This window comes from Mesorhizobium sp. B2-1-3A, assembly GCF_006442655.1.
GTDB lineage: Bacteria > Pseudomonadota > Alphaproteobacteria > Rhizobiales > Rhizobiaceae > Mesorhizobium.
Map to the genome: position 1 here is coordinate 1,114,806 of NZ_VFWK01000001.1, position 18,482 is coordinate 1,133,287.

An 18,482-nucleotide genomic window follows, 5' to 3' on the forward strand; every position below is an offset into this window, starting at 1 on the left:
CTTTGAGCACCCTCACCCAACTCTTCGACCGCGCATTTCAACCACTGGAAGCGGCTGTAGCAGAGGGTCGTATCCCCGGCGGCGTGCTCGGCATTGTCGACAAAAACGGCCACCGCATCACCCGTTCAATCGGCTCCGCGCAACGCGTGCCCAAGCAGCGGCCGATGACCGCCGATACCTGGTTCGACCTGGCATCCCTGACCAAAATCATCTTCACCACGCCGCGCATCCTGGCGCTGGCCGAAGACAGCGTCATCGATCTCGACGCTCCGCTGATTTCGCTGCTGCCCGATCTTCGCCAGTACGATCAATCGGCCTGGGAGCGGAAGGTGACGTTCCGCCAGTGTCTCGGCCATCAAACGCCCTTCCCCGCCGTCGAGCCGATCTACACTTACGGGCGTGACCCCGACCTGCTGCGCGCCTTCATCCTGCAGCGCGAATGGCGCGCCCGTGACCCCGTCTATTCCGATATCAATTTCATCCTGCTCGGCTTTGCGCTGGAACGGCTTTCGGGCAAGGCTATCCGCGACCTGGATCCCGGCCCCGGCTTTGCATGGTCCACGGAGCCGGATGTCGCCGCGGCGACCGAGGACTGCACCTGGCGTCATCGCGTGCTGTCCGGCGAAGTCCATGACGACAATTGCTCGGCCCTGCAGGGCGCCGGTCATGCCGGCCTGTTCGGCACAGCCGCCTCGGTGCTGGATTTCGCGCAGGAGCTGCTGACCGGCGCTTCCAAGAATTCGATCGCGCTGATGCGCACGCCCTTGTCCGCCACCCGCACCCATGGCTGGGAGCGCCCTTACGAGGGCTGGTCCGGTGGCTCCTCGTGCAGTCCCGGAACGATCGGCCATACCGGCTTCACCGGCACCGGACTGTGGATCGATTTCGACAAGGGCAAGGCCTGGACCTTGCTCACCAACCGGATCCATCCGACACGTCATTTCGACAGCGGCATTGTTTCGCTTCGGCAGACGGTCGGCGATCTCGTCAATGGACTTTAGGAGCTAGATGATGGAACCAATCTGGGCCGTCGGCCTGATGACCGGCACCGTGCTTGACGGCAATATCGACGTCGCGCTGATCAAGACCGATGGCGAGCGGATCGACGATTTCGGCACCTACCGGCTGATGCCCTACCCCCAATCGATCCGCTCGCTGCTGGAAGAGACGCTGACGGCTGCACGGGCCTGGAACTTTGTCGGACCGGAACCGGCGATCTTCCGCACAGCCGAGGAAGCGCTGACGCATGCCCAGTCGGCAGCGGTGAAGGAATTGGTCGAGGGCTACGGCATGACGATGGCCGATATCGGCGTCGTCGGCTTCCACGGCCAGACCGTGCTGCATCGCGCGCCGCAGGTCGGACGGCTCGGCCAGACCCGGCAACTCGGCGACGGCGAGCTGATGCACGCCATTTTGGGCACCAAGGTCGCCTATGATTTCCGTTCGGCCGACATGCGCGCCGGCGGACAAGGCGCACCCCTGGCCGCGGCCTATCACACCGCGCTGATGCGCAGCGCCGGAGCGAGCGGCGAGGTCGCCGTGCTCAATCTCGGCGGCGTCGCCAACATCACCTGGTGGGATGGTGCCGACAATGTCGTCGCCTTCGACACCGGACCCGCCAATGCGCCGCTCAACGATTTCATCAAGTCGAAGGGGCTCGGGGAAATGGACCGCGACGGCGCACTTGGCCGGGCGGGGACGGTCGACGAAGCAAGGCTGGCCAAGCTGTTGCAGCATCCCTATCTCGGCAAGCCCTACCCCAAGTCGCTGGACCGGTTCGACTTCGGCGCCGCGATGGCGGATGGCCTCGATGCCGAGGATGGAGCCGCCCTGCTCACTGCCTTCACCGCCGGCGCCGTCGGCAAGGCGCTTGACCTCTTGCCACACCGGCCGAAAAAGCTGGTGGTCAGCGGTGGCGGTCGCCACAACCCGACGATGATGGCCATGCTCGCCAGCCGCGCCGGTGTCGATGTGGTGCAGGCCGAAAGCCTCGGCTGGAGCGGCGACGCTGTCGAGGCCGAGTGTTTTGCCTTCCTCGCGGTGCGCGTGCTGCGCGGCCTGCCGATCAGTTTTCCAAGCACCACCGGCGCGCCGCAGCCGATGCGCGGCGGGCGGCTGGCGGGCTGATCACTCAGCCAACCAGTTTCTTCTGCAGGAAGATGCGGCTGCGGCCGACCGGAAAATCGGCCAGCTCGCCGAAGGGCTGATAGCCCTGGCGCTGGTAGACCTTGTCGGCGTTCGGGTTGAAGGTGTCGATCAAGGCGCCATGGCAGCCACGCGCCACGGCTTCCTGCTCGGCCGCGTCCAGCATCTTGCCGGCCATGTGCTGGCCGCGCAGCCTTTCGTCGACCCACAGCCATTGCACGTAAAGCCAACCCCAGGCCGTGTAGCCCGAAATGCCGGCGACAACCGCGCCATCCTCATCGCGTACGAACACAGCCAGCGCTTTCCTTTCGGACGCGCCGACATCGCCGTCGTTGAATGCCGTCAGGCGCTCGCCGAGAAAGGCCAGTTCTTCCGGCAAGGGGTTTGCCGTTGTTTCGAGGTTCGTCTTCATGGCTCTTTCCGGAAAGCTCGGCTGGATGGGAGTGGAGCGTTACGAGGCGCAAGGCCCTGGCGCAATGTCTATGTCGGCTCTCGAACAGGTTGCGTATCTCCACCATTGCGGAATTCGGATGCGGCGATGCTGTAGCGCTTGAGCTTGTCGTAGAATGTCTTGCGCGGCACGCCGAGCGCATCGATGGCCCCGCGCACATCGCCGCCATGGTCGCGCAGCGCGTCGCGGATGAGTTGTGCCTCATATTGCCCGACCCGCTCCGGCAACGCGGCCGAGGGTTCGGGCAGCCGCGCGGGCGCCTCGGCTTCGTCGTCCGGTCCGAGACCGAGCGCCACGCGGTCGGCAAAATGGGCAAGCTCACGCACATTGCCCGGCCAGTCATGCGACTGGAGATGATCGCTCACCGCGGCGTTCACCTTTGCGACCGGCCGGCCGAAGCGCTCCGCCGCCTTGCCGAGGAAATGCCCGAACAGCATGGGGATATCGCCACGCCGCTCACGCAGCGGCGGAATGCGCAGCGTCACCACGTTGAGGCGAAAATAGAGGTCCTCGCGGAAATCGCCGCGCTGATCGGGCCGGCCGAGATCGACCTTGGTTGCCGCGACGACCCTGAGATCGAGGCGCCGGGTCTCGTTCGAGCCGAGCGGCGTGAGGCTGCGCGTCTCCAGCACCCGCAGCAGCTTGACCTGGAGAGCCGGCGGCATGGATTCGATCTCGTCGAGGAAAAGCGTGCCGCCGCTGGAATGCTCGACGCGGCCGATCCGCCGCCGCTGCGCGCCTGTGAACGCTCCCGCCTCGTGGCCGAACAGCTCGCTTTCGATGACGGTCTCGGGCAGAGCACCGCAATTCAGCGCCACGAAGGGTTTTGTGCGGCGCCGGCCCCACCGGTGCAGCAGGTCGGCCACCACTTCCTTGCCGGTCCCGGTCTCGCCTTCCACCAGCACATCGACATCCATGTCGGCAATCTGCCGCAAGGTTTCGCGCAGGCGGCGGATGGCAGGCGCTTCGCCGATCAGCGGCAGGCCGTCGGCAGCCTGTGCCGCGGCTTCACGCAGGCGCCGGTTCTCCATCACCAGCCGCCGCTTCTCGCTCGCCCGTTTCAGCGCCTCGACGAGGCGATCGCCGGCATAGGGCTTTGGGATGAAATCATAGACGCCGTCCTTCAGCGCGGCGACGGCAAGATCGACATCGCCATGCCCGGTGACCAGGATGACGGGTATGTCCGCATCGATCGCCTTGATGCGATCGAACAGCTGCAGGCCGTTCATGCCCGGCATGCGGATATCGCTGACGACCACGCCGTCGAAGTCCCTGTCGACGGTGGCAAGCGCTGCCTCGGCGGCATCGCGCGCTAGCACCGTGAAGCCGGCGAGTTCGAGCAATTGCGTGGTGGCGTGCAGCAGGTCGGCATCGTCGTCGACGAGCGCCACGAGCCCCGATCCCTCGTTCATTCAATTCGCCTCAAATCAATGGTGAAGGATGCGCCTTTGGCACTGTCGGGATCGAGCCGCAGCGTGCCGCCCAATTCCTGGGCGATCTCCTGCGAGATCACCAGCCCGAGGCCGAGCCCTTTCTCCTTGGTGGTCTGGAACGGCATGAACAGATTGCCGGCCGCTTCCGGCCCGAGGCCGGGGCCGTTGTCGCGCACCGAGATCAGCACCCTGTCGTCGCGCTCCGCAATGTCGATCTCGATGCGGGGAGCGGGCTGGTCCTTCATGGCGTCGAGTGCATTCTGCAACAAGTTGACCAGGATCTGCTCCAGCCGGATGCGGCTTGCCATCACCATCGGCGATGCGTTGCCGCGTGGCTTGACGATGGTGACGCCGGAATCGCGGATGCGGCCAGACAGCAGCGACAGCGCGCCGTCGATTGCCTCGCGCACCGGCAGCGGCGAAGCGGCGACGTTCGCGCGGCGGGCGAAAGTGCGCAATGTGCTGGTGATGGCGCCAATGCGTTCGGTCATCGAGACGATCGAGGTCAGATTGCCGCTTGCCGATTCGGTCTTGCCGCCTTCGAGAAAGCGGCCGGCATTCTCGGCATAGGTGCGGATGGCGGCCACCGGCTGGTTGATTTCGTGCGCGACGCCGGCGGCGATCTGGCCGAGGATGGAAAGCCGGTTGGCCTGGGCGAGATCGTCGCGCAGCCGGCGGACCTTGGCTTCGGCGCTCTCGCGCTCTGCGATCTCGCCGGCGAGTGCGGCGTTGGAGCGTGTCAGTTCGGCGGTTCGCGAGGATACCCGGCTTTCGAGCTCGGCATTCATGCGCGCCAGCGCCTCCTGCCGCAGCCGGCGTGTGCGGCGGCGCCTTGTGAGCACATAGGCAAGCAGGCCGGTCAGCAGCAGCCCGAGCAGCGTCGTCAGGCGCGCCGTGTTGGCGGCGGACGAGAGGGCGGCGTCCGCCGGCGTCAACAGCCAGAGGCGCCAGCCGGGGACCGCACCGGGCAGGTCCTGCACCACCTCGACGAACTGGCGCGGCTTTCCCGAGCTCTCGATCGTCGCCAGGCCGTCGCCGGCACCGCGCCGCATCGGCAGCGGTTCGAAGGCGGCATCGGACAATTGCAGCTGCTCATGGGCAGCGGCGGCATCTTGGGCGGAGAGCGGCGCCAGCGCATGAAACCGCCATTCGGGCTGGCTGGTGGCCAGAACGACGCCGCGTTCGTCGGTGACGAAAACGAGGAACCCGCTGGAGCGCCAATTGGCCTCGACACCGTCGAGTTCGACCTTCAACACCACGACGCCCAGCGGCTTGCCGTTGTCGTCCACGCGACTCGAAAGATAGAGACCCGGCCGGCCGCTGATCGTGCCCAGGCCATACTGGCTGGCGGAGCCCTTCGCCATTGCCTCGTTGAAATAGTGGCGAAAATTATAGTCGATGCCGACAAAGCTCGCCGGCTCGCCGGCATTGCTGGCCGATATCGCGATGCCCGCCGTGTCGATGACGTAGATGGCGGAGGCCGAGGCATCGCCGGCGATCGCCTTGAGCTTGTCGTTGAGGGCCGCTTCCTGCATGGTCCCGGCCCGGCGCAGCGCCCCGCGCACGGCATCGTCGCGAGCCAGCACCAAGGGAACCAGGCGCTGCTTCTCGATTTCGCCTGTCAGCGTTCCCGCCGCCAGCGGCAGGGCGGCAAGTGCCGTGTCGCGCAGGTCACTGGTCGCCTGGCCGGTGGCGATGCGCCCCGCGATGGCGATCGCGCCGGCCAGTATCGCAAGGGCGATAATGACGACAAGCCAGCGGCCATCGCGCAGCCGGCCAACCGCCTCGCGCAGCGGTTCGCCGCCGGCAAACCCGGCTGAGCCGCTATCAGTGCGTGCCTGCGGCGTCTGCCCTCTCCCTTTTTTCGCGGCCCTGAGGCCACACTCTAATGCGAAATTCCGCCCAAGCAATCGCCTCCTGTGCGGAAATCCGCACACGCCTCCATCGAAGGCCGCTGAAGAACGCCCGGAATCCCGGGATTCCGGCCTTTCCCCGATCTGGCACAGCGCTTGCAAAACTCCTTCCAGCGGCGGGCGACCGGAACGCCGCGATGGGAGAAGTCACGCAGGACGGGTTCCGTCCATCCGGCCAGGGAGAGTTCGATGCACATCGCAGACCAATCGGGCGCGGCCGCCGCGCAGCGCAAGCCCCTCTATGCCCAACTCTACGTGCAGGTGCTGGTGGCGATCACCGTCGGCATCCTGCTCGGCCATTACTATCCGTCGATCGGCGAGAGCATGAAGCCGCTCGGCGACGCCTTCATCAAGCTGGTCAAGATGATCATCGCCCCGGTCATCTTCCTGACGGTGGCGACCGGCATCGCCGGCATGAGCGACCTGCAGAAGGTCGGCCGCGTCGCCGGCAAGGCGATGCTCTACTTCCTCACCTTCTCGACGCTGGCGCTCATCATCGGCCTCATCGTCGCCAATGTCGTGCAGCCGGGCGCCGGCTTCAACATCGACCCGGCGACCCTCGATGCCTCGACCGTCAACACCTATGCCGCCAAGGCGCATGACCAGTCGGTCACCGGCTTCCTGATGAACATCATTCCCGGCACGATCGTCGGCGCCTTCGCCGATGGTGACATATTGCAGGTGCTGTTCTTCTCGGTGCTGTTTGGCATCGCGCTGGCACTGGTCGGCGACAGGGGCGCGCCGGTGCTCAACTTCCTGCAGGCGCTGATGGCGCCGATGTTCAAGCTGGTCAGCGTTTTGATGAAGGCAGCCCCCATCGGCGCTTTCGGCGCCATGGCCTTCACCATCGGCAAATACGGCATCGGCTCGGTCATCAACCTCGCCATGCTGGTCGGCACATTCTACGCGACGTCGCTGCTGTTCGTGTTCGTCGTGCTGGGCGCGGTCTGCCGCTACAACGGCTTCTCCATCCTGTCGCTGCTGCGCTACATCAAGGAAGAACTGCTTCTGGTGCTAGGCACTTCCTCGTCCGAAGCCGCCCTCCCCTCGCTGATGGAGAAAATGGAGAAGGCCGGCGCCAAGCGCTCGGTGGTCGGCCTGGTCATCCCGACCGGCTATTCCTTCAACCTCGACGGTACCAACATCTACATGACGCTTGCCGCGCTGTTCATCGCGCAGGCGACGAACATCCATCTCTCTCTCGCCGACCAGATCCTGCTGCTGCTGGTGGCGATGCTCTCGTCCAAGGGCGCCGCCGGCATTACCGGGGCGGGCTTCATCACGCTCGCCGCGACGCTTTCGGTCGTCCCCTCCGTGCCGGTCGCCGGCATGGCGCTGATCCTCGGCGTCGACCGCTTCATGTCGGAGTGCCGGGCACTGACCAACTTCATCGGTAATGCCGTCGCCACGCTGGTGGTCGCGCGCTGGGAAGGCGAACTCGACGAGGCGAAGCTGGCGAGGGCCCTGGCCGGAACAGTCGATGACAGCCTGCCGGCGGACATCGTTCCCGCCGAATGATCCGCAGGAGCGCACGATAGCGAATGGCCGGAGGCATCACCGCCTCCGGCCATTTCATGCCGCGAAGACGTCAGGCGGCCACGACTCTACCGAGCGGCGCCAGCGCTCTGCCATCGGCGGCGAACAGATGGCAGTGGGACGGATCGACCTGCATCGCGATGGGGCTGTGCAGCGGGGTGGTGTCGGTGCCTTCGGTCTGCACGACAAGCCTGGCCGTCTCGCCGATATCGGCATGCAGGATGGTCAGGCCGCCGAGCCGTTCGGCCAGCACCGCCTCGCCCTTGAACTGGCCGGCATCGGCGATGCGGATATGCTCCGGCCGGATGCCAAGCAGCAGTTCGCTGTCCGGCGCGAGCGCGCCCGCCGCGGCCGGAACAACCAGGCTGGCCCCGCCCGGCAAGGCAACCACAACGCCGTTCCCATCGGTCGAGACAACCCGCACCGGCAGCATGTTCATCTTCGGCGAGCCGATGAAGCCGGCGACGAAGACATTGGCCGGGCGGTTATAGAGATCGAGCGGAGAGCCGACCTGCTCGATCGTGCCGCCATTGAGGACGACGATCTTGTCGGCCATGGTCATCGCCTCGGTCTGGTCGTGCGTGACATAGACGATGGTGGCGGCGAGCCGCTCGTGCAGTTGCATCAGTTCCAGCCGCATGTTGACGCGCAGTGCCGCATCAAGGTTCGACAGCGGCTCGTCGAACAGGAAGACTTTCGGCTGGCGCACGATGGCGCGGCCGATGGCGACGCGCTGGCGCTGGCCGCCGGACAGTTCCTTGGGCCGCCGGCCGAGCAGATGCGACAGCTGCAGCACGTCGGCGGCGGCCTTGACCTTGGCGTCTCGCTCGGCCACCGGCAGGCCGGCGATCTTCAGCGCGAAGCCCATGTTCTCGGCGACCGTCATATGCGGATAGAGCGCGTAGGACTGGAACACCATGGCAAGGCCGCGTTCGGAGGGATCGACCTCGTTGATGCGGGCGCCGTCGAGCATGAGCTCGCCCGCAGTGATCTTCTCCAGGCCCGCGATCATGCGCAGCAGCGTCGACTTCCCGCAGCCGGACGGGCCGACGAAGACGACGAACTCGCGGTCGCCGACATCGAGATCGACGCCCTTGATGACCTCGGCATTGCCATAGGACTTGCGCACGCCGCGCAGCTTGAGTTCAGCCATTGAAGTCCCTCCTCTTGTCCGGGTAGGTGCTTGGACCGACAGGCATGCGGGCCGCCAACGCACCCAAATCATCAAACAGCACAAGGCTGGCGGCGCCGACCAGCCCGGCATGGCGGCCGAGCTGCGCCTGGACCACCGGCACGTCGCGATAGGCGCGCATGGCGCGTTGCCGAATGGTCGCCTCGATGACCGGATGCATCAGGTCGAGGCCATTGCCGATGCCGCCGCCGACGACCAGCACGTCGGGCGAATAAAGATGCAGAAGATTGGTGAAGCCGACGCCCAGCCAGCGCGCTTCCTCCTCGAGCAGGGCCAAAGCGAGATCGTCCTGCAGCCGCGCCGCCTCGACCACGTGGCGCCCCGTAACCTCGGCGTTGGCCGAGAGGCGACGCAGCGTCGAGCCATCGAATGCCGACGTCGCGGCGTTGGCGCGGCGGCCAAGTGCCGTGCCCGAAGCAACGGCCTCGAAGCAGCCGACGACGCCGCACATGCAGCGCTCGCCTTCATTGGTGATCGTCATATGGCCGATCTCCGCGGCAAGGCCGCGGCGGCCGTGCAGGATGCGCCCATCGGCGACGACACCGCCGCCGATGCCGGTCGAGACCGTGATGAAGACCAGCGAGCGTGCGCCATGGCCGGCGCCGAAGCGCCATTCGCCAAGTGCCGCGGCGTTGGCGTCGTTCTCCAGCCGCACCGGCAGGCCAAGCCGCCGCTCGAGGATGTCGGCCAGCGGAACGTCCTGCCAGCCGGCCAGCGTCGGCGGCCCGACGGCGATGCCGGCCAGCGGATCGAGCGGTCCGGGCGCGCCGACGCCGACGCCGACAATGGCAAGCCCCGGCGCCTCGGCATGCACGGTGGCCGCGAGCGCCTCGATCTGGCCGATCACCACTTCGGGGCCGGCCTGCGCCTGTGTCGGCACGGCGGCGAAGGCCAGGATCTTGCCGTCACGGTCGACCAGCGCGGCACGAAGCTCGGTGCCGCCAAGATCGATCGCGAGGGCGGCTTCAGTGCTCATGCCGCGACCTTCAGCCCATGCAGCCAGCCGATGCGGCCGCCCAGATCCTTGTCGCCAAAGGCAAGCGAACCAAGCACCACGGTCTCGGCGCCGGCGGCACGCAGCAGCGGCACGGTCTCGTGGCGGATGCCGCCATCGGCGGCAAGAACGACGGCAGCCTCGCGACCAGCTTCTCGCAGGATGGCGCGGGCAGCACCCAGCCTGTCGCAGGCGGTCTCCGACAGGCCCTGGCCCTTGACGCCGATCGCGGTGCCCAGAAGCGTGACGAAGGCGACCTCGGAGACGAAAGGCTTCACCGCCTCGACCGGCGTCTCCAGCCTCAATACGACGCCGGCTTCGGCGCCGAGCTCACGGGCCAGCCGCACGGCGCGCAACCCCGCTTCGCCGTTTTCGGCATGGACGCTGATCATGTCGGCGCCGGCCTCGATGAACTGGCGCGTCTGCGCCTCGACGATTGCAGCATCGACCATCAAATGGACGTGGATGGGTTTGGCGGTCAGGCCGGCAATGCGGGCGACGAGATCGGGGAAGAACAGGAAGGATGGAGCGAAATGGCCGTCCGCCACATCGATGTGATGCAGATCGACATAGGGCTCGATGCGCTTCAAGTCGCTCTCGAAATTGGCCAGGTTGGCCGACCAGAGCGAGAATTCGGCGATCAAACGATCGCGCGGCAATGCGGCGATGGCGGCCGGGCCTGACAGAGGCTTTGAAGTCATGATTGGTCCTGATTGTTGAAATTTCTGTCGAGAAAGCCGCCGATGGCGGCGCGGATTTCGGCGAAATGGCGATCCTTGTCGGTGGCTTTCGGCGTGACCTCGGCGAAGACCGCATTGGGGATGGTCTCGGCAAGTTCGCGTGCGGTCGCCAGGGGATGGACGAGGTCGATGCCGCTGCCGATGATGAGCGTGGGTATTACGAAGCTGGCGGCTTGCGCCCGCGTCACGCCAGGCCCGTCATTGGCGATCGCCTGCATCACCTCGGCAAAGACATCAGCGTTTTCGCGCTGGAAGAAGCCGAGCAGCGAGGCGAGATTGTCCGGCGCCTCTGAGCGAAAGCGGGCTGATGTCGCGGAGGACGCGAAAGCGTCGCGGGCCTCAGCCAGTGGACGTCGGCGGATGAGGTCCGCAACTTCCGTGTAAGGGCACATGTTTTGCGGCGCCGCAGCAAAGGCCCAGGCGGGACGCACCAGCACCAGGCCAAGCACGCGGTCCGGGTGGTAGGCGGCAAGCCGCAACGCGATCGCTGCCCCCATCGAGATGCCACCGGCGATGAAGCGGTCAAGCCCGGCCGCATCGGCGGCGGCCAACACGTCATCGGCGAACATCGCGATCGAGAACGGACGCTTGCTGCCAGCACCGGAGCCGCCCTGCGCACGGCACTCGACGGTCAGCCGGCGGCGTGACGGGCTGTCAGGAAAATTCTGCGCCACCTGATTGGCATCGCCGCCGAGGCCATGCTGGAAGACGACGGGAAGCCTGCCCTGCTCCGTGTCGAAGACACGAAGGGCGGCATCGTCGCGACGCATGACCGTAGGCACGGCGCTCATCAGAGCAGTCCCCGCAGGAAGGCGGCGACATCAGGCGCCTCATCAGCGGACAGGCCGTGGGTGACGAGCGCACCGTCGAAACCCACTCCCTTCAGCCGCGCGACGAGATCGGAGAAATCGACAATGCCTTGCCCTGCCGTGGCGAAGCGGCCGTCGCCATGCCGGTCCTTGGCGTGCGCCATGGCGATGTGGCCGGCGGCCTCCTCGATCGCGTCCGCAACGATCGCACGCGCTTCGTCCGGCGTCGCGTGCTCGAACAGGTTCGCCGGATCGAGCACGATCTTGAGATGGCTGGAGCCCATGTCGGCGATCAGGCGCGTCCCATCGGTAGCGGAGGTGACAATGTTGGCCTGCTCGGGCTCGATGCCGAGATCGACGCCGGCTTCTTCCGCCAACGCCAGCGCCTTCGCCATCTCGGCAGCCATGTCGGACCAGGCGGCCGGTGTGGCATTGTCGGGATGATAAGCCCATTGATCGGCGGCATTGCGCGAGCCGGTGCAGAGCGTGACCAAGGGAATATCCAGGGCAGAAGCCGTCTCGATGACGACGGCAAGGCGCCGCAGGCCATCGTCGCGCACGGCCTTGTCGGGATGCGCCATATTGTAGGTGCCCGACAGCGCTGCGAGCGAAACGCCTGATGATTGCGCGGCAGCACGGATGGAAGCGATAGCATCCGCTGGTACCGCATCCGGCATCGACGGCAGGCCGGCGCAGGCGAGATTGAACTGCGTCGTCTCGTATCCGGCCTGCTTCACCGCAGCCAGCACAGCGGCCGGGTCGCTGCCCGTAAAAGTCTTGGCGAAGATGCCGAGGCGCATCAGACCGAACCCGAAACCGAGGTGAGCTCGACCCGCTCGCCGGATACAACCGAGCGCGCAATCGCCACCATGGCGCGGATCGAGGCGATGCCGTCCTCGACATTGGCGCCGCGCATCGGCGCGCCGTTCAGTACGGTATCGGCAAGACCTTCCAGCTGGCGGCGGAAGAAGTGGCCGTCGGCGCCGAGCGGTTTGCGCGAGGTCGCGTCCTTCTCATGAAAGATGTCGACCTCGCTGGCGCGGAAGTACCAGGGGTTGAATGTCTTGGCGATGACCGAACCGTTCTCGCCATAAAGCTGAAACCCTTCGTGCCAGTCCATGCGTACAGCCACCGTAAGATCGAGATGGCCGAGCGCGCCACTGGCGAATTCGGTTTCGACGAACCAGCAATAGGCGCCGAAGCGCTCGTTGAGGCGGGCGCGCACGGCGGTGATCTCACCGCACAGGAAGCGCGCGGTATCGACGAGATGCGAGCCGTGCGCCAGCATGAAGTACTGCCGCAAGTCGGCCTTTGGATTGCCCGAAGGTTTCCTCGCCAGCTTGCTGGTGACGGGCAGCGGCTGAATGGCGTCGGTGTTGGTGTAGCGATGGGTGGAATCGCAATACCAGGCCTTCAGCGCCAGCACCTCGCCCATCTCGTCGCGGACGAAGTCGCGGGCCGCCTCCAGTGCCGGGTCGAAGCGCTTCATGTGACCGACCTGCAGCACCTTGCCGGAGCGTTTCACCGCTGCCGCGAGAGCCTCGCCTTGCTCGACAGAGGTGCCGATCGGCTTTTCGCACAGAACATGCTTGCCGGCGTCGAGCGCCTTGATCGACATCGGCACGTGATAGGCGTCAGACGTCGCCACGATCACCGCCTCCAGCTCGGGATCGGCGAGCATCGCGTCATAGTCGGCATACATCTTCCGCGGCTCGTAGGTGGCGCCCATGCGGGCGAGCAGATCGGGCGCCGCGTCGCAGATGGCGTAGAGGTCGGCATTTCCGGCCTTCGCGCAGGACTGCAGATGCGCGAACTGCGCGATGGGGCCGCAGCCGAGCACACCGACTCTCAGGCGTCTGTCTTGTTTCTTGATCATCGTCTCGTTCTTCAGGCGCCGTAGCCGCGCATTGTCTGGCGATTGGTCTTGACCGCGCCGGCGGGATCGGCGGCGGCCGTTTCGGATTCCTCTTCCAGCACCAGCCAGCCGTTGAAGTTTGGCGCGGTGTTTGCGATCTCGATGACCGCAGGCGTGTCGCAGACGCCCTTGCCCAGCATCGCCCAGGTGCCGTTGGCGTCGACGTCCTTCAAATGGATATAGCGGATGCGGTCGCGATAGGTGCGCAGCGTGTCGGCCATATCCTTGTGGCCGCGCAATATGTGGCCGGTGTCCGGCACCCAGCCGACCAGGGCGGGGTCGAGCAAGGCAAAGATCCTGTCGTAATCGGCGCGGTCGAACAGCAGCGTGTTGTGGTGCGAGCTCGGATGCACCGCCACCTGGACGCCAGCCTTGCGGCCAAGCTCGCCGGCCTTGTTGTAAACCTCGGCGGCGATGGCGAACTTGTCGTCGCGCGGCCCTTCGGACACCACTGTTGCCGACCCCATCGACACCAGCGCGCCGGGAAAGGCGGAAGCGAAATCGATCCAGCGCTGCGCCGCCTCGAGGTCGGCGCCGATCTCCTCCTTGAGCGTGAAACCGCTCTTCGAACCGAAGGCGAAGGAGACGAGCGTCAGGCCGGAGGATTTCAGCGCGGCGGCGAACTCCGACGGCCGGTCGGCGTAGCGGCCGATCATGGTGTCGGTGATCTCGATGCCGGCATAGCCGCCATCGGCGATCGCTTTCAACAGATCGTCGGGGCCGCCGGTCCAGGCTTTTCCAAGCATTTCCCAGGTGAAGGTCTGGCAGCCGACCTTGAGCTTCGTCTGTGTCATGTCGTTCATTCCTTGACGCCGCCCTGGGTCAATCCCTCGATGATGTGGCGCTGGAAGAACAGCACCAGAAGGATCAAGGGCACCGTCACCACGGCGGAGGCCGCGGCGATGTCACCCCAGGGTACGTAATAGAGGTTGGTGAAGTTGGCGATGCCGACCGGGATCGTCTGCCGGTCGATGTTGGAGGTGAAGGCGAGCGCGAACAGGAATTCGTTCCATGCGGTGATGAAGGCAAGCAGGCCCGTCGTCACCAGGCTCGGCAGCGACATCGGCAGGATGATGCGCCAGAGCAGGCCAGGGACACTGACGCCATCCATGCGCGCCGCCTCGTCGATCTCGCGCGGCAGCGTCTCGAAATAGCCGAACAGCACCCAGGTGACGAGCGGCAGGCCGAGCGCCAGGTAGGTGATGATCAGCGCCGTGTAGGTATCGAGCAGGCCGAGATTGGTGGCGACGAGATAGAGCGGGCCGACCAGCGCGATCTGCGGGAACATCGACACCGACAGGATGACCATGAGGACGCCGAAGCGGCCCTTTATGTTGAGCCGCGAAAGCGCGAAGGCGGCAAGCGAGCCGACAAACAGGCACAGGAACGTCGTTGCCAGCGAGACCACCAGCGAGTTCCAGACGTAGCGGTGAAGCTGCTTCTCGAAAAAGGCGTTGTAATAATGCTCCAGCGTGAAGGGATGCGGGATCAGTGACGGCGATCCCGAGGTCAGCATCTTGTCGAGTTGGAACGACGTCGAGAACTGCCAGAGGAATGGTCCGCCCGACCAGACGAGGATCAGCACGGCGCCGGCATAGATGAGGAACGTCTGCAGCGGTGAGCGCGTATCGTTCATCCCGCCCTCCTGATCTGGCGGACGAGATAGACGACGAAGACCAGCGCGATGAGGCCCTCGGTGATGAACATCGCTGTCGACACGGCCGAGCCGTAGCCGAACTGCAGCGTCGAGAAGAGTACCTTGTAGGACAGCGTCGATAGCGTTTCGGTGGAATCGGCGGGACCGCCGCCGGTCAGCACATAGACGAGGTCGAAAACGCGGAAGGCATCGAGCGCGCGGAACAGGCCGGCGATCAGCAAGGTCGGCATCAGGAGCGGCAAGCGGATATGCCAGAAGGTGATCCAGCCCTTGGCGCCGTCCATGCGCGCTGCCTCGATCAACGAATTGGGCACCGTCTGCAGGCCGGTCAGAAGCAGCAGCGCCATGAACGGCGTCGTCTTCCAGACATCGGCGATGATGATGGTGATCATCGCCGTGTCGGGTGAGCCGTACCAGTTGATGTTCTGGTCGATCAGCCCGGCATGCAGGAGGATGTAGTTGACGATGCCGTTTTGGCCGTCGAACAGCCAGCCGAACATCTTTGAGGTGACGACGGTAGGCATCGCCCAGGGCACCAGCATGGCGGCGCGGACGAGCCCTCGCCCCTTGAAGGCTTCGCACAGGATCAGCGCCATACCGAGCCCGATCACCGTCTCCAGCACCGTCGAGGCGGCAGTGAACCACATTGTGTGCCACCAGGCGTTCCAGAACTGCGGGTCGCCCCACAGCTGCACATAGTTGGAAAAGCCGATGAAATCCTGATCCTGCGTGATCAGCGAGGTGTTGGTGAGCGAAAGATAGAGCCCGTTGACGATCGGGTAGAAGGAGACCGACGCCAGCGACACGAAGGCCGGCGTCAGCAGGATGAGGGCCCAGAAGGCGCTGGGGAGCGCCCTGCCAAGCCGCCGCGGCCGGCCAGCGCCTGGAATGGTGGCGGCCGCGGTCATGGTCAGGCGACGATCTTGTTGATCTGGTCGGCGAGCGCGTCCATTTCGGCCTGGACCTTGCCGGAAACCAGCGCCTTGGAGATGCCGGACTGCAAGGCGAGCGTCACCTTGGCGTATTGCGGCGTGATCGGCCGCGCCGTGGCGCCGGTGAACACTTTCTCCAGGCTCGCCATGAAGGGCTGTTCCTTCTTGATCTGCTCGTCCTGGAATAGCGCCGGCCGTGTCGGCGCCAGGCCGAAATTCAGCGCGATGCGGTGCTGGGTCTCGGTCGACGACAGCCAGGTGAGCAGCTCGATCGCGGCCTCACGCTGCTTGGAGTTGGCATTGACGCCAAGCTGGTAACCGCCGAGGCAGGCAGAGCTCTTGCCGCCGGGGAATGACGGCAGCGGTGCCACGCCAACCTTGTCGACGACCTGCGAAGCCTTGGCGTCCTGCGCGATCGGGTAGACATAGGACCAGTTGCGCATGAACATCGCCTTGCCCGAGGTGAAGGGCTGGCGCGACGGCTCCTCGTCCCAGGACAGCACGTCCTGCGGGCTGATCTTGGTGGTTGCGATGGTGTCGTGCAGGAACTGGATCGCCTCGACCGCACCCTTCTGGTTGATCAGCGACGACTTGCCGTCGGGCGCCAGGATCGCACCATTGTTGGAGGTGATGATCTCGACGGCGTCGCAGACCAGGACCTCGGCCTGCTTGCCCTGCCAGAGATAGCCGAAGTCGACATCACCGGCCTTTTGCGCCGCAGCGGCGATGGTGGCCATGTCGGCCCAGTTTTCCGGCACCTTGCCGCCGTGCTTTTCCAGCACATCCTTGCGGTAATAGAACATGCCCGAATCCATGAACCAGGGAAGGGCCGTGAGCTTGCCGCCATAGGTACAGGCGTTGAGGGTTCCGGTGAAGTAGGCGCTGCGCTTGTCGGCCGGGAAATACTCATCCAATGGCAGCGCCCATCCGGCGGCGGCAAAGCCGGCGATCCAGATCACGTCCTGGCTGAAGACATCGGGCGTGCCGTTGCGGCGGGCGAGCTGCTGCACCAGACCCTGGTAGACTTCGGTCGAAGAGCTCGGCGGCGGCAGCTCGATGTTCTTGACCAGGATGCGGTCCTGCGATTCGTTGAAGGCCTTGATCAGGTCGCCGAAGGTCTCCTTGCCGAAGAAGGCCGCGCTGGCGAAGCTGATTTCGGCGCGCGACTGGGCACGGGCGCGGCCAATGCCAAGGGACGTCCCCGCCCCGAATGCGGCCGCGCCGAGCAGGCCGGCGGAACCGATCAGAAACTGGCGACGATCGGCGATCGTCACATGCCCCACAGGCTTAGGTGCGGCGGTCGGCCGTTTTTTCATATCTGTCATTTTCTCTCCTCCTAGGGCTGGCAGCCTCCCGATGTCGCGCCAGCATTTCCGCATGGTCTATAAAAATTTTACGCGCGTCAATATTTAAAATGTTGTATAGCGTTTTTCGAAGGCGATCCATTGTCAGGGCAGTGGATTCGACAAAGCATGACCATGTTGGGAGGACCGATCGAAAATGCAGGCAGAATCAAAGGCAAAGCTCGCAATCGGCGTTATCGGATGCGGCAACATCTCGATGACCTACCTGCGCAATGCCGCCCTTTTCGGCGGAATCGAGTTGCGGGCCTGCGCCGATATCTCCGCCGATATGGCGGCGTTGCGGGCGAAGGAATATGGCATCGAGGCGCTTGGCGTCGATGCGCTGCTGGCCGACCCCGAGATCGATCTTGTGCTTAACCTGACCATTCCCGCCGCGCATTTCGACATTTCGTTTTCGGCTCTTTCAGCGGGAAAACACGTCTTCACCGAAAAGCCGCTGGCGACGTCGGCCAGCGACGGGCGGCGGCTGGTGGCGGAAGCGGCCAAGCGGGGCGTCCTGCTCGGCTCGGCGCCTGATACGTTCCTCGGCGCCGCCGGCCGCCGGGCACGGCGCCTGATGGATGAGGGCGCCATCGGCCGCGCGGTCACCGGCACCGCCTTCATGATGGGGCGCGGCATGGAGCACTGGCATCCCAACCCACAATTCTACTACCAGCCGGGCGGCGGGCCGGTGTTCGACATGGGGCCTTATTATCTGACCATGCTGGTCAATCTGCTTGGCCCCGTCGCGCGCGTCATGGCGATGGCGACGCGCGGCCAGGAGGAACGCCTGATCACTGCAGAGGGACCGTTCAAAAACACCACCTTCAAGGTCGGCACGCCGACCAACGTTTTGTCGCTGCTTGAATTCCGCTCCGGCGCCACTGTCACTTTCGGCGCTTCATGGGACGTCTTCAAGCATTCCAACCATCCGATCGAACTGCATGGCACGGAAGGCTCGTTGCGCCTGCCCGATCCCGACACGTTTGGCGGCACCGTCTCGCTGTCCGAACGCGGCGCGGAGTGGAAGGATTTCGCCAGCGAAAGCGAACTCTACGGCGCCCGCAACTGGCCCTATGCGGCACCTGACCGCGCCAACTACCGCATGCTCGGCGTCGCCGATCTGGTGCGCTCGCTGAAGACAGGGGCAACGCCTCGTGCCTCCGGCAATCTGGCGCTGCATGTGCTGGAGATCATGGAAGCGATCCTGCGCTCAGGCGAAACCAAAAGCTCGGTCGCCATTGCCGGTGACGCCGTCCAGCCGGCGCTGCTGACCGAGGACGAGGCAAGCAGCCTGCTCGCCTAGAGCCGGATGATTTCAGGTCGAATCGACCTGAAATCTGAATCCGTCTCTAAATCAAACAGATAGAGCATGATGTCGTCCGAAAACCGCTTCACACTTTTCGGCATCATGCTCTGGGC

17 protein-coding genes are annotated in these 18,482 nt (G+C 65.2%); 4 read left to right on the forward strand and 13 right to left on the reverse strand.

Annotated elements, in window-relative coordinates; genetic code table 11:
• The first annotated feature begins 2 nt into the window (after positions 1–2).
• Positions 3–1,001, forward strand: a complete 999-nt coding sequence (locus FJ977_RS05475; RefSeq protein WP_140769243.1) for a serine hydrolase — start codon at positions 3–5, stop codon at positions 999–1,001.
• 10 nt (positions 1,002–1,011) lie between these two features.
• Positions 1,012–2,127 carry an anhydro-N-acetylmuramic acid kinase gene (locus FJ977_RS05480; RefSeq protein WP_140769245.1) on the forward strand — a complete coding sequence of 372 codons (1,116 nt, stop codon included), beginning with the start codon at positions 1,012–1,014 and terminating at the stop codon, positions 2,125–2,127.
• A 4-nt stretch (positions 2,128–2,131) separates the two neighbouring features.
• On the opposite strand, the gene FJ977_RS05485 is transcribed toward FJ977_RS05480, so the two are convergent.
• The 3 genes from FJ977_RS05485 to FJ977_RS05495 form a co-directional block, all read right to left on the reverse strand.
• Entirely contained in the window at positions 2,132–2,557 is a 426-nt protein-coding gene (locus FJ977_RS05485; protein ID WP_140769247.1) for a GNAT family N-acetyltransferase, read from the reverse strand.
• 68 nt (positions 2,558–2,625) lie between these two features.
• Positions 2,626–4,008 carry a sigma-54 dependent transcriptional regulator gene (locus tag FJ977_RS05490; protein WP_140769249.1) on the reverse strand — a complete coding sequence of 461 codons (1,383 nt, stop codon included), beginning with the start codon at positions 4,006–4,008 and terminating at the stop codon, positions 2,626–2,628.
• The gene (locus FJ977_RS05495; protein ID WP_181179665.1) at positions 4,005–5,822 is read right to left on the reverse strand and encodes a sensor histidine kinase; all 1,818 of its coding nucleotides are present in this window, start codon (positions 5,820–5,822) and stop codon (positions 4,005–4,007) included. The genes FJ977_RS05490 and FJ977_RS05495 overlap by 4 nt, the downstream gene beginning before the upstream one ends.
• Positions 5,823–6,131: 309 nt before the next feature.
• Here FJ977_RS05495 and FJ977_RS05500 point away from each other — a divergent pair, with 309 nt between their 5' ends.
• Positions 6,132–7,460 (forward strand): dicarboxylate/amino acid:cation symporter, encoded by a 1,329-nt coding sequence (locus FJ977_RS05500; protein ID WP_140769251.1) that lies wholly within the window; start codon positions 6,132–6,134, stop codon positions 7,458–7,460.
• A 70-nt stretch (positions 7,461–7,530) separates the two neighbouring features.
• Here FJ977_RS05500 and ugpC read toward each other — a convergent pair whose 3' ends face one another.
• The 10 genes from ugpC to FJ977_RS05550 are packed head-to-tail and all read right to left on the reverse strand — an operon-like array spanning position 7,531 to position 17,042.
• Positions 7,531–8,631 carry a sn-glycerol-3-phosphate ABC transporter ATP-binding protein UgpC gene (gene ugpC, locus FJ977_RS05505; RefSeq protein WP_140769253.1) on the reverse strand — a complete coding sequence of 367 codons (1,101 nt, stop codon included), beginning with the start codon at positions 8,629–8,631 and terminating at the stop codon, positions 7,531–7,533.
• A complete protein-coding gene (locus FJ977_RS05510; protein ID WP_140769255.1) occupies positions 8,624–9,646 on the reverse strand; it encodes an ROK family protein in 1,023 nt (340 codons plus the stop codon). The genes ugpC and FJ977_RS05510 overlap by 8 nt, the downstream gene beginning before the upstream one ends.
• Complete coding sequence (locus FJ977_RS05515; protein ID WP_140769257.1) at positions 9,643–10,365, reverse strand: ribulose-phosphate 3-epimerase; 723 nt, start codon at positions 10,363–10,365, stop codon at positions 9,643–9,645. Before FJ977_RS05515 ends, FJ977_RS05510 begins: the two co-directional genes overlap by 4 nt.
• Positions 10,362–11,195, reverse strand: coding sequence for an alpha/beta hydrolase (locus FJ977_RS05520; RefSeq protein WP_140769259.1), 834 nt, complete (start codon positions 11,193–11,195; stop codon positions 10,362–10,364). The genes FJ977_RS05515 and FJ977_RS05520 overlap by 4 nt, the downstream gene beginning before the upstream one ends.
• Positions 11,195–12,013: a sugar phosphate isomerase/epimerase gene (locus tag FJ977_RS05525; RefSeq protein WP_140769261.1), complete on the reverse strand. Its 819-nt coding sequence runs from the start codon at positions 12,011–12,013 to the stop codon at positions 11,195–11,197. The genes FJ977_RS05520 and FJ977_RS05525 overlap by 1 nt, the downstream gene beginning before the upstream one ends.
• A complete protein-coding gene (locus FJ977_RS05530) occupies positions 12,013–13,089 on the reverse strand; it encodes a Gfo/Idh/MocA family oxidoreductase (protein ID WP_140769262.1) in 1,077 nt (358 codons plus the stop codon). The genes FJ977_RS05525 and FJ977_RS05530 overlap by 1 nt, the downstream gene beginning before the upstream one ends.
• A gap of 11 nt (positions 13,090–13,100) precedes the next feature.
• Complete coding sequence (locus FJ977_RS05535; protein ID WP_140769264.1) at positions 13,101–13,922, reverse strand: sugar phosphate isomerase/epimerase; 822 nt, start codon at positions 13,920–13,922, stop codon at positions 13,101–13,103.
• A 5-nt stretch (positions 13,923–13,927) separates the two neighbouring features.
• Complete coding sequence (locus FJ977_RS05540; protein ID WP_140769266.1) at positions 13,928–14,764, reverse strand: carbohydrate ABC transporter permease; 837 nt, start codon at positions 14,762–14,764, stop codon at positions 13,928–13,930.
• Positions 14,761–15,693, reverse strand: coding sequence for a sugar ABC transporter permease (locus FJ977_RS05545; RefSeq protein WP_140769268.1), 933 nt, complete (start codon positions 15,691–15,693; stop codon positions 14,761–14,763). The genes FJ977_RS05540 and FJ977_RS05545 overlap by 4 nt, the downstream gene beginning before the upstream one ends.
• Positions 15,694–15,695: 2 nt before the next feature.
• On the reverse strand, positions 15,696–17,042 hold the full coding sequence (locus tag FJ977_RS05550; RefSeq protein WP_140769269.1) for an ABC transporter substrate-binding protein: 1,347 nt from the start codon (positions 17,040–17,042) through the stop codon (positions 15,696–15,698).
• 175 nt (positions 17,043–17,217) lie between these two features.
• Between FJ977_RS05550 and FJ977_RS05555 the strand changes: the two genes are divergently transcribed.
• Positions 17,218–18,366, forward strand: coding sequence for a Gfo/Idh/MocA family oxidoreductase (locus tag FJ977_RS05555; protein WP_140769271.1), 1,149 nt, complete (start codon positions 17,218–17,220; stop codon positions 18,364–18,366).
• Positions 18,367–18,482: the final 116 nt, after the last annotated feature.

Excerpts from the sequence above, each read along its gene's own strand:
- FJ977_RS05480 (WP_140769245.1), top strand. The coding sequence starts at position 1,012 with ATGGAACCAATCTGGGCCGTCGGCCTGATGACCGGCACCGTGCTTGAC.
- FJ977_RS05485 (WP_140769247.1), bottom strand. The coding sequence starts at position 2,557 with ATGAAGACGAACCTCGAAACAACGGCAAACCCCTTGCCGGAAGAACTG.
- FJ977_RS05490 (WP_140769249.1), bottom strand. The coding sequence starts at position 4,008 with ATGAACGAGGGATCGGGGCTCGTGGCGCTCGTCGACGACGATGCCGAC.
- FJ977_RS05500 (WP_140769251.1), top strand. The coding sequence starts at position 6,132 with ATGCACATCGCAGACCAATCGGGCGCGGCCGCCGCGCAGCGCAAGCCC.
- ugpC (WP_140769253.1), bottom strand. The coding sequence starts at position 8,631 with ATGGCTGAACTCAAGCTGCGCGGCGTGCGCAAGTCCTATGGCAATGCC.
- FJ977_RS05510 (WP_140769255.1), bottom strand. The coding sequence starts at position 9,646 with ATGAGCACTGAAGCCGCCCTCGCGATCGATCTTGGCGGCACCGAGCTT.
- FJ977_RS05515 (WP_140769257.1), bottom strand. The coding sequence starts at position 10,365 with ATGACTTCAAAGCCTCTGTCAGGCCCGGCCGCCATCGCCGCATTGCCG.
- FJ977_RS05520 (WP_140769259.1), bottom strand. The coding sequence starts at position 11,195 with ATGAGCGCCGTGCCTACGGTCATGCGTCGCGACGATGCCGCCCTTCGT.
- FJ977_RS05525 (WP_140769261.1), bottom strand. The coding sequence starts at position 12,013 with ATGCGCCTCGGCATCTTCGCCAAGACTTTTACGGGCAGCGACCCGGCC.
- FJ977_RS05530 (WP_140769262.1), bottom strand. The coding sequence starts at position 13,089 with ATGATCAAGAAACAAGACAGACGCCTGAGAGTCGGTGTGCTCGGCTGC.
- FJ977_RS05535 (WP_140769264.1), bottom strand. The coding sequence starts at position 13,922 with ATGACACAGACGAAGCTCAAGGTCGGCTGCCAGACCTTCACCTGGGAA.
- FJ977_RS05540 (WP_140769266.1), bottom strand. The coding sequence starts at position 14,764 with ATGAACGATACGCGCTCACCGCTGCAGACGTTCCTCATCTATGCCGGC.
- FJ977_RS05545 (WP_140769268.1), bottom strand. The coding sequence starts at position 15,693 with ATGACCGCGGCCGCCACCATTCCAGGCGCTGGCCGGCCGCGGCGGCTT.
- FJ977_RS05550 (WP_140769269.1), bottom strand. The coding sequence starts at position 17,042 with ATGACAGATATGAAAAAACGGCCGACCGCCGCACCTAAGCCTGTGGGG.
- FJ977_RS05555 (WP_140769271.1), top strand. The coding sequence starts at position 17,218 with ATGCAGGCAGAATCAAAGGCAAAGCTCGCAATCGGCGTTATCGGATGC.